This window comes from Vagococcus allomyrinae, from assembly GCF_017829975.1.
In the GTDB taxonomy this organism is placed as follows: domain Bacteria; phylum Bacillota; class Bacilli; order Lactobacillales; family Vagococcaceae; genus Vagococcus_D; species Vagococcus_D allomyrinae.
The window spans coordinates 302,252-314,985 of record NZ_JAEEGA010000001.1; the positions used below are offsets into that span (position 1 = coordinate 302,252).

Here is a 12,734-nt window from a genome sequence, read left to right on the forward strand (position 1 = left end):
CATGAAAATGGGAATTGTAAACTTTATTATTGATAATATCTTAACGGAAGCTTCCATAACCATCAGTTTGATTGCGTTGCTGGGATTGGCTTTGCAGAAAAAATCCTTTGGTCAAATTATCTCAGGAACATTCAAAACGTTATTAGGCTTTCAAGTGCTAAGTGCTGGGTCGGGGATTATTGTTGGTAGTTTAACCTACTTTGGCCAAATATTTACGGAAGGGTTCGCCATGCAGGGAATTATCCCTTCCATTGAAGCTATTAATGGTCAAGCCATGAATGAGCTTGGCTTAGGAAGTGATATTGCTTTGACGTTTCTGGCGATTTTCGTTTTTAATATTTTGATCGCCCGTTTTACTAAGTGGAAATATATCTTCCTAACAGGGCAAGCCATTTTATGGATGGCAACGATGACCACTATTTTTGGCTATTTTGCAGGTCTAAGAGGGGTGCTTTTAGTTGTGGTTGGCGGGTTTGTTGGTGGTGTGTTCGCCGTGGCTATGCCGGCGATTGCCCAACCGATTATTAGGAAGGTAACAGGCTCAAATGACATTGCCTTAGGTCATTTCTGTACGATTGGTTATCTGTTTGAAGCAGGAGTTGCCTATATTTTTGGCGAAAAGGGTGACAATAAAAAATCGATTGAAGATATTAAACTACCCAAAGCCTTTGAATTTTTACAAGACACCTATTTATCGCTAATGGTAGTGATGGTTCCGCTGTTTGTCATTACGGCGGCGTTTGCTGGAGCTGAGTTTGGCACAACTCTATCAGGTTCACAAAACTATTTGATGTTTGCTTTTATTCAGTCCATTCAATTTGTTGTAGGTGTTTATGTCTTGTTGTCAGGGGTCCGACTGTTGCTGGGTGAAATTGTACCAGCCTTTAGAGGGATTGCCATGAAGATTGTGCCAAATGCGATACCTGCTTTGGATTGTCCGGTCTTTTTCCCTTATAGCCCTAATGCAGTTATTTTAGGTTTTATTACCACGACAATTGGTTCTGTGATTGCCATGTTTGTTTTACCCACATTCGGTCTGGCAATGATTTTACCAGGTATGTTGACCAATTTCTTTGCAGGGGGAACGGCGGGAATTTTTGGAAATCAAGTGGGGGGACGGCGAGGAGCGATTATCGGTGGCATTGCGCACGGCTTCTTTATTACCCTATTACCCGCATTGCTCGTGACTATCTTTAACAGCATGGGCTTTATCAATGCGACAGCCACTGATGTGGATACGGTCATGGCAGCCTTGTTATACGCCTGGATTTTAAGCCCGATTCTAAAAGCAATTTAAAAAGGAGGTAGCTCGATGTTTGATTTTCTTAAGAAGAAAACCAGAAAAGAAAGGCCAGAGCCTGCTAAAAAAGAATTAAGTGAAGCCGAAAAAAAGCAGCAACAACAGCTAATTGCTGCTAAGAAGCAGGAATGTCAGCAATTGGAAAGTGGGCAGCAAGCAGACTTACTGGCAAAGGCTTATGAAGAGTTAGGAGTTCTTCAAGCTGTCAGTGAGGCAGAAGCAGCGATTGTGACATTGGAACAAAGTTTTTCCTATCAAGTATCTCTTGGCGAAGGGTATAAAACGTTGATGTCACTTTATAATCAGAAACGGTCAGAGGCGGCTTATAAAGGTGACGGCGATGAGATTGACAAGTGGATGGGGAAAATGGATGACTTAAGGCAAATCGCCAGAAATAACACCATTAGCAATTAACGATAGACCTCTTGTCAGATAATTGGGAAAGCTTGTTTCACTGGATTATCAACAGGATGAGCAAAGAGTGCTACTTTCAGCTGAAAGTTTAACCGTTGATTGAGATTATTTAACAGAAAATAAGGACTAAGAAGAAGGAGTTTATTATGTATACAACCTTAAAAGAAGTGACACATCAGGCAGAAAGATTAAATTTTACAGTAGGGGCGTTTAATGCCCATAATTTGGAGATGTTACCGGAAATGATTCGAGGCGCAAAAGAAATGGGGGCACCGATTATTATTCAAACCAGTGTTGATACAGCAAAATACATTGGTATGAGTCTCCTAGTAGCAGTCGTTAGAGAAATGGCAGAAACAGAGATGGTTGATGCTGTCTTGCACTTAGATCATGCCAGGGAGTTTGACGATATCAAAGAAGCCATTGACATTGGCTATACATCGGTAATGTATGATGGCTCTCATTTACCCTTTAAAGAAAATATCATGAAAACTCAAGCAGTTGTGGCTTATGCTCATGAGCATGGTGTTAGTGTAGAAGGTGAGTTAGGGACCATTGGTGGGACTGAGGAAGGCATACATGTTGAAGAAGATGACAAAGTATACACCAAACCAGCGGATGCGGTTCATTTTGTGAAAGCAACAGGTGTTGATGCCTTGGCGATTGCCATAGGGACTAACCACGGTCAGTTTAAAAGTAAAACAGAGGTTAATATTCCTCTGTTAAAAGAAATTGATGCCGTTGTTGATGTGCCTTTAGTGATTCATGGCGGGACAGGGGTGAAAGAAGAAGATTATCCTGAGCTGATTAACCATGGCATTCGCAAGTTTAACGTCGGAACTGAATTACTGGTGAATTGGACGCAGACCGCTAAAGATTCCTTTGGTGAAACCACGATTAATAAATCCTTGCGCCATAATGTCATGCCAGCTAATCAAAAAGTGAAAGAGATTGTGAGCCACAAGATTAAACTCTTTATGAATTTAGAGAGTCCCACTAATTTGGGTGAATAGGATGAAACGCACACTTATTTTATTGGCAGGTCCGCCAGCTACTGGAAAATCCTATCTGATTGCTAAAATGAGGCAGGTGATACCCGATTTCTTTTTGATTACGCCTGATGAAGTCAAAGAGATGTTTGCTGACAAAGTGGGATTTCAAAATCTACAAGAAAAAGCTGATTTGGAGCAGGAGGTTTGGCAGTTTTATTATGGCATTCTGAGACAGTATCTGTCTGCTGGAAAGAAAGTGATCGTCTCAGAATACCCTTTTAGCGATAAGCAACGCAGCAAGCTGGCAGAACTGTCGGACTGTTATGGCTATCAGATTATCACCATCCGTTTAGTGGCAAAATTTGATATCTTATGGCAAAGGAGGCAAGTGCGTGATCTTGAAAGTGATCGTCACTTGAGTCATCTAATGACCCATTATCAGGCAGGCGATGTCTTGCTAGATCGCAGTCAGGCCGATAATCACATTTCTAAAGAAGCTTTTGCTAAGATTATTGCTGAGAGAGGGTACAATCAATTTAGGTTAGGCAAGCTTTTCCAAGTTGATGTCAGTGATTTTGCTCAAGTCAATTATGATCAGTTGATGAAGGCTATCCTCGAAGAAATATAGAGCCAAGAAAGTAGCCCTGGCTGCTTTCTTGGCATTAATGTTGGGACTTAGACGACAACTGTCGTCTTTTTACCATAGATAAAGGTTAAAGTAAAGCTGATAACAAATGTTACCAATCCGCATATCATAAATTTGACCATGGAGTGGGAGGCGATTGAAATAAAACCGATCACACTGGCAGGTCCCATGGCAACTGCTAAGACGTGGAAAAGACCGATCAAAGCAGAGCCGATAGCAGCGGCGATCATGCCACAAATGAATGGGAATTTCAGTTTTAAATTAACACCAAAAATAGCCGGTTCTGTAATACCTAGTAAAGCAGAGATGCTAGCAGAAGAAGCCAAACTCTTTTGTTTTTCATTTTTTGTCATAAAGAATATTGCTAAGCAAGCAGCTCCTTGAGCAATATTCGCCATGGAAGCTACTGGAAAGATAAAGGAACCGCCTGTTTTGGCGACATCTGCCAACAAAGTGGTTTCAATGGCTGGAAAGCTTTGATGTAAGCCGGTAATGACAATGGGAGAGTAAAAGAACCCAAAAATACCTGTGCCGATAAAACCGGTTGTATTGTACAGCCAGACTAGACCGCTAGTTAACCCATCACTGATAATCCGCATGATTGGGCCAACGACGATAAAAGTAAGAAAACCAGTTAAAATAATGGCTAACATCGGAGTAAAGGTATAGTCGAAGGCTTTGGCAATTTTTTTATGAAAGAACTTTTCTAAGTTAGCTAAAATAAAGGAAACGACTAGAACTGGCAGAACAGATCCTTGATAACCACCTTGAGCTACATTTAGGCCTAAAATATTCCAATAAGGCATCGAACCATCAGCGATGGCATTGGCTACACCATAGCCATTGATTAAATCGGGTGAGACCATGACCATGGCCATCGCTGCCCCTAAATAGGGATTTCCTCCAAAGCGTTTAGTTGCCGAAAAACCGATTAAGATAGGCAAAAAGGCAAAGGGAGCCGAAGCCATCAAATTGATAATGGAGGCAATATCATTGATTTGGGGAAAAGTTTGAACCAATGATTGGGCGCCAAATAAATTTTCAGCAGTCAAAACGTTATTTAATGCCATCAGCAAACCGCCAGCGACTAAAGCTGGGACAATGGGAACAAAGATATCAGATAATAGCTTGATAAAGGACATAAAGGGATTTGTGTGTTGTGAATTGCTTGCCACCGCTTTAAGGTCTTCAGTCGAAGCTTCTTTAATACCTGTTAAGGCGGTTAATTCACTGTAAACCTTGTTGACATCGCCAGGACCAATGATCAACTGAAACTGACCATTGGCTTCAAAGATTCCTTTGATATCTGGATGTTCTTCGAGAGCTGCCATATCAACGATGCTACTATCTTTTAAGACTAATCTCAAGCGTGTGGCACAGTGAGCGGCAGCTTGAATGTTTGTTTCGCCCAAAGCAGTTAGAATATCTTGAGCGACTTGTTTGTGGTTCATATCTTACTTCCTCCTAAATGATGATTTTTTTGAAATCGTTTTATGTATCTAAAATACCTTATAAAAATCGATATGTCAAACGTTTATCATAAAATATTTTTTATAATTGTTAAAAGGCTTTTCCAGAAGAATTGTATGGTGATTATTTATGTTTAACGTTTGACAGTTTTGGCGAAGGGAGGTATGATAAAGTAAAGAGAAGACTCGTTAATATGACGAGGAGAGGATGGAAATATGGAGTATCCAATCAAGCAGTGGACAACGAAATTACGTTATCAAAACTATGGCGACTGGCCGACCACGTATGTCGCAGCACTGGAGCAACAGGTTTCAAAAGCTCCTTGGCGCTTAAACTACCACATCCAGCCGACGACGGGCTTATTAAACGATCCAAATGGTTTTTCTTTTTTTAATGGAGAATGGCATTTGTTTTATCAGACCTATCCCTTTGGTCCGGTTCACGGTGTGAAATCTTGGGCGCATATGACGTCTAGAGATTTGGTCCATTGGCAAAAAGATGACGTGAGTCTTTTGCCTGACAGTTTACTAGATAGTCATGGCGTCTATTCAGGTTCGGCTTTGCCGGTGGGGGATGAGCTATTTATTATGTATACAGGCAATGTTCGTGATGAAAATTGGCAACGACAATCGATTCAAGCGGGAGCTTGGTTGACGAAACAAAAGCTATTGCGGAAAATCCCTCAAGCTTTGATTAGTCAACCACCAGCAGGTTACACGACTGAATTTAGAGATCCTCAAGTTTTCGTTTATCAAGGTGAGTATGTGATGTTAATCGGTTCTCAAGATGTGGCGCAGCAGGGGCAAGTTGTTGTTTATGAATCAAAAGATTTACTGGACTGGCAATATCGAGGACAGCTTCATTTCACTGAACAGCAAATGGGGTTTATGGTAGAGTGTCCGAATTTAGTTGAGGTGGATGGTCAACCGGTGATGTTGTTTTGCCCTCAAGGATTGGCTCAAAATATTTTAACTTACGATAATATCTATCCAAACACTTATGTGATTGGAACGGCGTTAAATATGAAAAACCTTAGTCTTGAACAGCCAACAGCCTTACAAAATTTAGACGATGGTTTCGATGTTTATGCGACTCAAGCTATAACAGCGCCAGATGGTCGAGCGCTAGCAGTTAGTTGGGTTGGGCTTCCTGAGCTCACCTATCCTAGTTTCGTTGATGGTTGGGCTCATTGTCTTAGTTTGGTTAAAGAGTTGCGCCTTAAAGAAGGGCGGCTCTATCAATATCCAGTAGTAGAAACAATGGCGCTTCGAAAGCATGAGCGACACTTTAATGGCAGTTTAACGAATGAAACGGTATTAATGAGTGAGGGAGTCTCTCAATCTTTTGAGTTAGAAGTGAACGTGGCACGGCATCAGCGAGGGGCTTTAAGGTTGTTGGCTAATCCTGCTGAAGATGCGTATTTAGAGATATCTTTTGATACGTTTTCTGGTAAAATAGAAATAGATCGAAGTTGTGCTGGAGAGCCATTTGCTGAAGAATATGGCTCAGTGCGCCAAACCGCTGTGCCAGAAAATGCAGACTTGAGCTTAAATATATTTGTGGACCAATCGATTTGCGAAATTTTTATCAATAAAGGCTTAAAAGTTTGTACCCTTCGTTTTTTCCCTAAAGAAGATCAGAAAAAATTGTTGATCCTAAGTGAGGAAACCTTGAAGTATGACGGCAAACTATGGGATTTGGTCGCCTTGCCTGAAGAATAGGAAGGACGAGAGATGACAATTAAACTAACAGATGTTGCAAAATTGGCAGGGGTTTCGCCAACCACCGTTTCGCGGGTGATTAATAATTATGGTTATCTTAGCCAAAAGACCATTGATAAAGTAAATCAAGCGATGGAAGAGTTAAATTATCAACCGAACAGTTTAGCCCGTTCCTTGCAAGGCAAGGGAACCAAGTTAATTGGTTTGATTTTCCCCTCGGTTGCGAATCCATTTTATGGGGAACTGATTGAAACAATGGAAAATTATTTATTTGAAAAAGGGTATAAAGTGATTCTTTGTAGCAGTGCGGACAATAAGGAGAAGGAACGAGATTATTTGCGAATGTTAACGGCGAATAAGGTCGATGGGATTATCGCTGGCGCTCACAATTTGGGGATTGCCGAATACGAAAAAGTTGGTTTACCTATTGTGGCCTTTGACCGTTTCTTATCTGATTCGATTCCGATTGTCAGTAGTGATAATTATGCTGGTGGTAAGCTGGCAACAGAGATGCTGTACCAAAGCGGTGCTCGGAAAATCGCGATTCTAACAGGTACTAATCAGTCTGATTCACCAACCAATAGCCGTTTGCAAGGTTATTTGGAGGCGATACAACACTATGAATTGGAAGCTCTGGTATTTGATTGTTTACCAGACATGTCTAAAAACTTAAAAGCTTTAACGATTCAGAAGCTACTAAAAAATGAAGAGGCAGATGGTATCTTTTGCACCGATGATTTGACGGCTGTCTTGGTCATGAATGAAGCTAAAAAAATAGGCTTAGCAGTGCCAGAGCAGTTAAAAGTGATCGGCTATGATGGCACTCGTTTTATTCAAGACTACTTTCCACAACTTTCCACCATCCGCCAACCGATTGCTGATTGTGCTATGTTGCTAGTAAATTTGCTTATTCAGCGAATTGAAACGAAAGAAGAGCTTTTGGAAGAGAACTACACCTTGCCAATTAAGTATGTCAAGGGCGATAGCACATAACTTACTTGTATTAAGCTGAAAAGATATTTTTCAGCTTATTTTGGTAGCAATTTAGTGAGACCTACTGATTATTTATCCCTCTTTTGATATAATCGGGATAGATAATAGAATAGAAGGAGTAAGAAATGGAACCTCGTGAGTATCAACAAAAGAGTTTTTTGCAGAGTTTTAGGTGGGTAAGTTTTTTTTTGATGGCCTTTGGTTTAGTGTTTATTTGTGTCGGATTAATTATGCAAGTCGTCAGGATAGGGCCTGAAAACTTTAATAGTTATGTGAATGGCGTTCGTCAACCTTATACGGAGTCAGGAGTTAAGCTATTTCGTTTAGTGTTCCTATTAGCCTTTGGCGGTGTTGGGCTCATAACGCTGACGATTGGCACGATTATTTTGTGGCGATTTCAGCATAAAAAGCGCCTATTTAGGCGCTTAAAAGATGAGGGTGTTAAAATTGTGGCTGAGGTTGTGGAATACAGCCCGTCTGCTGTGACGGTTAATCGGCGCCACTTAATGCGATTGCTTTGCTCTTACACAACGACAAATGGGCAGCATTATCTGTTTAAAAGTGGGTTGTTAAGGCGAGATCCCGGTCCTTATCTGACCGATGATCAGGTGACGATTTATTATGATCGAGAGAATATGAAACGTTATTTTGTCGATATTGACGGTAGTGTCGGCAAGGTCTATGAATTGTAATCAATTTTAGGTAGTAAAGGTGACGTTATTTGCTATAATAGGTCATGATGAGAGATGTTGAAAAGAAGGAGAATCAGTAATGAAAGATGAGTTTCAGTGTAAACAGTGCTTTAGCATGTTAAAAAAAGTTTATGGAGAGCCTTTGCCTAAACCTAAAAGGGTGGCCTATTACTGCCCGGCTTGTTCTAAGCAGCTGTACACCGAGCGAACAGCTGAGGTTATTAAGATCAAATTGAACGAGAAATAATAGTAGCAGTCTGTCACTTCAAAAAGGTTGCGTCGATAAGCAGGAGTAAGGCTTATCGACGCAACTAGTTAGTAGCAACAAAAGCAAGCAAAGACCTTGTCCTTGATAAAAGGGCAAGGTCTTTATTTTAGGTTCTATGATTATTGTTCTAAATTATTAATTGCCCGCTGAATCGCTTTGGCCACTTGTTCAGCAGCGGTTCCAGCCTCAGGATTATTGATATTAACAAAGTAAAACTCACTGTTAATTCTAAATTCGACTCTTTCTGGATCATATGGTTCACCATTTTCCTTAAGCTTATTGGCAAAGTAATCTCGGACGGTTTGTTTGCCAGTTTCTATCGTGAGGAGATCGGCTTCTCGTTGACGCGCTTTTGCTTCTTCTGCTCTATCGGTAGCGCTATTGCCTTGAGAAGAGTCTTGAACCGTCACATTATTTTCCGGTAGAGGTTGGTTAGACGCTGGAGTGGCGGTGATTTCTGCTTGATTGCTAGCAGAGGCAGCGACAGATTCTCCTTTTTCAGAAGTAATGGTTTGATTCACCTGGTTGATATTTTTTTGAGAATTGGCGCTGGAACTAGTCGTTTTAGTGGCTTTTGATGGGCGCTCCTTGGTCGAAGAGGCTCTGGTTGACTTTTCTGTCGTTGTTGATGTTGAAGTAAGCTGAGCACGCTCAGTGTAAAACGTGTTTTTCATGTAGAGTATCGCCAACATGTTAAGCAATAAGATGCCACCAATGCCAGTGATAATCAGATATTTTTTTTTCAAATGAAAGCCTCCAAGATCCTTTTTTTAGATAAGCATCACAGGTACAGTTTGATTTTATCATAGATCTTATCTTTTGTAATAACTTAATGAGATAAAAAGAAGAGGATTTCTTTTTTTAGGATTGCCTTTCATTAGGCAATCCTTTATAATTATTAATTAAGTTAATAAAGTTTATTTAAGAAGGTGAAACATGATGAAAGCGAGCAAACCACAAACGGTCAGGCGCGATAATTTAGCTTTTTTAACGACGGTCATTAAAGAGCAAGGGATGATGTCTCAGCGAGAAATTGCTGAGGTTACAGGATTAAGTGTGGTAACCATCAATAAATTAATCCCAGAATTAGTGGAAAAAGAAATTATTCAAGAAGCGGCTCAAGCGATTGTCACAGGTGGTCGTCGCGCGATTGCGTACACATTTAACGCCAGGCATCAATTACTGTTAACCATTCAATTGATCGAAGAAAAGCAACAGTTTTATATTAATTTTTATGTCTGTGACTTATACGGGACAATTGAGTCTCATGAAAAACAACTAGGGAGTTCTCTTTCGTGGATTGGGATTAAGGACATCATTCGTCAGTTAGTCAGTCAATACCCACAAATTGGGGCTATCGCTATGGGGATTCCCGGGGTTGAGAAAAATGGTGTGTCGTCGCTAGTGGATTATCCACCTCTGATTAACATCAATTTGCGAGCGGAGCTAGGGCAAGAGTTTGGGTTGCCGATCACGATTGAAAATGATATTAATGCTGCCGTTTTTGGTTGTGCCACAGAGAAAGACGCGGTTGATGAGACCTTGATTGGACTCTATTATCCTAGTGAGTTTCCACCAGGAGCAGGCATAGTATGCAACGGCAAGTTAGTTAAAGGCCGTAATGGTTTTGCAGGTGAGGTTAAATATCTGCCTTTTCCAGCTTTTCATCAATGGAATCAGGTGCCAGTTAGGACGATTGATGTGGAGTCAAATATTTCAGATGTTATTCAATCAATGATCTGTCTGTATGACCCTGCTGAAATTGTGATTTATACAAACAATGACATGGTCACTCTAGAAGCTGTTCAGCGAATGATGAGTCATTTGGCAGTTTCGTTGCCCCCACTCGATTTACCTGACTATCAATTATCAACAGACTTTAATCGAGATTATCTACGAGGATTAATTGCTCAAGGCTTAGAGTTACTCAAGGAGGTGGAAAAGTGAGAACAGAAAAAGAAAAAATGTTGGCTCAGGAACTGTACTTAGCCAGTGACCCTGATCTTCTGCAAGATGTGAAACGGTCGCGGCGCCTAACCCGTTTGTTTAATCAAACAACGGAAGATCAACTGGCTGAACGCCGTGAATTACTGAAAGAACTTTTCAAAAAAACCGGTGAAAACTTTTATATTGAGCCGCCTTTTCGTTGTGATTATGGAACTAATATCAGTATTGGCGAGCATTTTTTTGCCAATTTTGATTGTGTGATTTTAGATGTGGCTGATGTCACGATCGGGCACCATGTGATGTTCGGGCCTAAAGTCAATCTGTTTACTGCGGGACATCCTGTAGATCCGACGGTTAGGAGTTCTGGCTTGGAGTTTGGTTTGGCAATCACCATTGGAGATAATGTCTGGATTGGTGGCAATGCCACGATTAATCCCGGTGTTTCGATCGGCAATAATACGATTATTGGCTCTGGTTCAGTCGTGACCAAAGATATCCCTGACAATGTTATTGCAGCAGGCAACCCCTGTCGAATTATTCGCCAAGTGACGGCAGCTGATACCCGTTTGTGGGAACAACGGCAAAGAACATACTGGGCGGAGATAACAACGAATAAACATGGAATGGAGCAGATGGATGATTAAAATGGTAGCAGTAGACATGGATGGAACATTTTTGAAAGGAACTAATGACTACAACCGAGCTCGTTTTGCCGCAATTTATCAAAAAATGTTGCAAAAAGAGGTCAAATTTGTGGTAGCCAGTGGCAATCAGTATTACCAATTAAAGTCATTTTTCCCGGAAATTGCTGAGGATATCTCGTTTGTAGCTGAAAATGGCGCTTTAGTTATCAGCGAGGGACGTGAATTGTTTTGTGGCGAGATGGCTCTCTCCTTAGTTCAGGAGGTTTTAGCATTTTTAGAGACACTCTCAGATGTTCAAACAATCTTATGTGGTCGTCATAGTGCCTATGTTAGCGAACAAGAAAAAACGGAATTTGTGGAACATGGCCGGATTTATTATCACCGACTAAAAGTAGTGCCGAGTCTGTTAACTTTGACAGATGACACTTTCTTTAAGTTTGCGCTAAACGTTCCCGTCGAGGCGACTGAGGAAATGATGGCACTTCTCAATCAAAAATTTTCCGGAAAAATTGTAGCGGTAACCAGTGGTCATGGCGACATCGATCTGATTATTCCGGGGTTGCATAAAGCCAATGGTCTGACCATCTTACAGGAGAAGTGGGGAATTCATGAGAAACAAGTCGCTAGTTTTGGTGATGGCGGCAATGACTTGGAAATGCTGCGTCATGCAGGCTATAGTTACGCCATGGCAAATGGTAGCCCTGAAGCTAAAAAAGCGGCGAAACATCAAGCGCCTAGCAATCAGGATGAAGGGGTATTAGTTATTTTAGAAGAACTGTTGGGGGAGGAACACAATGATCAATCAACCTTCAATTGAAGAACAGAAAGCCCTAAGTGGTCAAGTTTATAATCCGGGGAATGCCGAATTAGTGGCCATTAAGAAACGCTCCCATGATTTAAGTGCTGAATATAGCCACTTGGTAGAAGATGATCCCCGGCGAGCGGTGATTTTGGAAGAACTGTTAGGTAGCTGGCAGACGGGGTTTATGCAAGGCCCCATTTTTTTCCATTACGGCACTCATACACAAATTGGTAAGAATTTTTTTGCTAACTATAATTTGACGATTCAAGATGATGGCGAGGTTGTGATTGGCGATAATGTGATGGTTGGTCCTAATACGACGATCGTCACGCCTAATCATCCTTTAGTTGCCAGTGAGCGCAATGGTATCCAAGATGAAAAGGGAAATTGGTTTAAGCCATGTATTGCCAAACCGGTCATCATTGGGGATAATGTGTGGTTAGGCGCTTCAGTGACGGTTTGTCCGGGAGTGACGATTGGCGATAATGTCGTGATTGGTGCAGGAAGTGTGGTGACTAAAAATATCCCCGCTAATAGTGTAGCCGCAGGGAATCCTTGCCGCGTGATTCGTGAAATTACCGAGGCAGATCGCTTATTTAACTAGGACGGACTGTAAAAGAGAATTGAAAATTTCATGATAAATAAGCAAACTTGTTGCAAGACAGAATAAAATTTGATATTCTAATAAAGAACTTAATCCATCCCTTTTAGGGGAGTAACCAGCAACAGTTACGTTGCGACGATGTCAACAGTAAGTTAATCATGAAGATGATTTTCTGGCACCGTATTAAATGGTGAGACCTAAAACAAGAAACTTTCTTGTTTTAGGTCTCATTTTTTTTATT

13 protein-coding genes and 1 pseudogene are annotated in these 12,734 nt (G+C 41.0%); 12 read left to right on the forward strand and 2 right to left on the reverse strand.

Annotated elements, in window-relative coordinates; translation table 11 throughout:
* Window positions 1-7: 7 nt before the first annotated feature.
* The 4 genes from I6N95_RS01275 to I6N95_RS01290 all read left to right on the forward strand — a co-directional run bounded on the left by I6N95_RS01275 (window position 8) and on the right by I6N95_RS01290 (window position 3,334).
* A complete protein-coding gene (locus I6N95_RS01275; protein ID WP_209524524.1) occupies window positions 8-1,297 on the forward strand; it encodes a PTS sugar transporter subunit IIC in 1,290 nt (429 codons plus the stop codon).
* 15 nt (window positions 1,298-1,312) lie between these two features.
* A complete protein-coding gene (locus tag I6N95_RS01280; protein ID WP_209524525.1) occupies window positions 1,313-1,714 on the forward strand; it encodes a tetratricopeptide repeat protein in 402 nt (133 codons plus the stop codon).
* 146 nt (window positions 1,715-1,860) lie between these two features.
* Window positions 1,861-2,727, forward strand: a complete 867-nt coding sequence (locus I6N95_RS01285) for a class II fructose-bisphosphate aldolase (RefSeq protein WP_209524526.1) — start codon at window positions 1,861-1,863, stop codon at window positions 2,725-2,727.
* A gap of 1 nt (window position 2,728) precedes the next feature.
* Window positions 2,729-3,334 (forward strand): AAA family ATPase, encoded by a 606-nt coding sequence (locus I6N95_RS01290; RefSeq protein ID WP_209524527.1) that lies wholly within the window; start codon window positions 2,729-2,731, stop codon window positions 3,332-3,334.
* Window positions 3,335-3,399: 65 nt separating this feature from the next.
* Here the strand turns inward: I6N95_RS01290 and I6N95_RS01295 are convergent.
* A pseudogene (locus I6N95_RS01295) lies at window positions 3,400-4,803 on the reverse strand (sucrose-specific PTS transporter subunit IIBC); the annotation flags it as partial.
* A gap of 234 nt (window positions 4,804-5,037) precedes the next feature.
* Between I6N95_RS01295 and I6N95_RS01300 the strand changes: the two are divergent.
* The 4 genes from I6N95_RS01300 (at window position 5,038) to I6N95_RS01315 (ending at window position 8,475) form a co-directional block, all read left to right on the forward strand.
* Window positions 5,038-6,543 (forward strand): sucrose-6-phosphate hydrolase, encoded by a 1,506-nt coding sequence (locus I6N95_RS01300; protein ID WP_209524529.1) that lies wholly within the window; start codon window positions 5,038-5,040, stop codon window positions 6,541-6,543.
* A 12-nt stretch (window positions 6,544-6,555) separates the two neighbouring features.
* Window positions 6,556-7,536 carry a LacI family DNA-binding transcriptional regulator gene (locus I6N95_RS01305; RefSeq protein WP_209524530.1) on the forward strand — a complete coding sequence of 327 codons (981 nt, stop codon included), beginning with the start codon at window positions 6,556-6,558 and terminating at the stop codon, window positions 7,534-7,536.
* Window positions 7,537-7,661: 125 nt separating this feature from the next.
* Window positions 7,662-8,228, forward strand: a complete 567-nt coding sequence (locus I6N95_RS01310; RefSeq protein WP_209524531.1) for a DUF3592 domain-containing protein — start codon at window positions 7,662-7,664, stop codon at window positions 8,226-8,228.
* Between the two features lie 79 nt (window positions 8,229-8,307).
* Window positions 8,308-8,475, forward strand: a complete 168-nt coding sequence (locus I6N95_RS01315) for a hypothetical protein (RefSeq protein ID WP_209524532.1) — start codon at window positions 8,308-8,310, stop codon at window positions 8,473-8,475.
* Between the two features lie 140 nt (window positions 8,476-8,615).
* On the opposite strand, the gene I6N95_RS01320 is transcribed toward I6N95_RS01315, so the two are convergent.
* Window positions 8,616-9,242, reverse strand: a complete 627-nt coding sequence (locus I6N95_RS01320) for a hypothetical protein (RefSeq protein WP_209524533.1) — start codon at window positions 9,240-9,242, stop codon at window positions 8,616-8,618.
* Window positions 9,243-9,432: 190 nt separating this feature from the next.
* On the opposite strand from I6N95_RS01320, the gene I6N95_RS01325 reads away from it, so the two are divergent.
* The 4 genes from I6N95_RS01325 to I6N95_RS01340 are packed head-to-tail and all read left to right on the forward strand — an operon-like array spanning window position 9,433 to window position 12,493.
* On the forward strand, window positions 9,433-10,443 hold the full coding sequence (locus I6N95_RS01325) for an ROK family transcriptional regulator (RefSeq protein WP_209524534.1): 1,011 nt from the start codon (window positions 9,433-9,435) through the stop codon (window positions 10,441-10,443).
* A complete protein-coding gene (locus tag I6N95_RS01330) occupies window positions 10,440-11,087 on the forward strand; it encodes a sugar O-acetyltransferase (RefSeq protein ID WP_209524535.1) in 648 nt (215 codons plus the stop codon). The genes I6N95_RS01325 and I6N95_RS01330 overlap by 4 nt, the downstream gene beginning before the upstream one ends.
* A complete protein-coding gene (locus I6N95_RS01335) occupies window positions 11,080-11,904 on the forward strand; it encodes a Cof-type HAD-IIB family hydrolase (protein WP_209524536.1) in 825 nt (274 codons plus the stop codon). The genes I6N95_RS01330 and I6N95_RS01335 overlap by 8 nt, the downstream gene beginning before the upstream one ends.
* Window positions 11,882-12,493, forward strand: coding sequence for a sugar O-acetyltransferase (locus tag I6N95_RS01340; RefSeq protein WP_209524537.1), 612 nt, complete (start codon window positions 11,882-11,884; stop codon window positions 12,491-12,493). The genes I6N95_RS01335 and I6N95_RS01340 overlap by 23 nt, the downstream gene beginning before the upstream one ends.
* Window positions 12,494-12,734 lie beyond the last annotated feature (241 nt).

Bases quoted from the DNA above. Each gene is read 5' to 3' on its own strand.
- I6N95_RS01275 (WP_209524524.1), top strand. From the start codon at position 8: ATGGGAATTGTAAACTTTATTATTGATAATATCTTAACGGAAGCTTCC.
- I6N95_RS01280 (WP_209524525.1), top strand. From the start codon at position 1,313: ATGTTTGATTTTCTTAAGAAGAAAACCAGAAAAGAAAGGCCAGAGCCT.
- I6N95_RS01285 (WP_209524526.1), top strand. From the start codon at position 1,861: ATGTATACAACCTTAAAAGAAGTGACACATCAGGCAGAAAGATTAAAT.
- I6N95_RS01290 (WP_209524527.1), top strand. From the start codon at position 2,729: ATGAAACGCACACTTATTTTATTGGCAGGTCCGCCAGCTACTGGAAAA.
- I6N95_RS01300 (WP_209524529.1), top strand. From the start codon at position 5,038: ATGGAGTATCCAATCAAGCAGTGGACAACGAAATTACGTTATCAAAAC.
- I6N95_RS01305 (WP_209524530.1), top strand. From the start codon at position 6,556: ATGACAATTAAACTAACAGATGTTGCAAAATTGGCAGGGGTTTCGCCA.
- I6N95_RS01310 (WP_209524531.1), top strand. From the start codon at position 7,662: ATGGAACCTCGTGAGTATCAACAAAAGAGTTTTTTGCAGAGTTTTAGG.
- I6N95_RS01315 (WP_209524532.1), top strand. From the start codon at position 8,308: ATGAAAGATGAGTTTCAGTGTAAACAGTGCTTTAGCATGTTAAAAAAA.
- I6N95_RS01325 (WP_209524534.1), top strand. From the start codon at position 9,433: ATGATGAAAGCGAGCAAACCACAAACGGTCAGGCGCGATAATTTAGCT.
- I6N95_RS01335 (WP_209524536.1), top strand. From the start codon at position 11,080: ATGATTAAAATGGTAGCAGTAGACATGGATGGAACATTTTTGAAAGGA.
- I6N95_RS01340 (WP_209524537.1), top strand. From the start codon at position 11,882: ATGATCAATCAACCTTCAATTGAAGAACAGAAAGCCCTAAGTGGTCAA.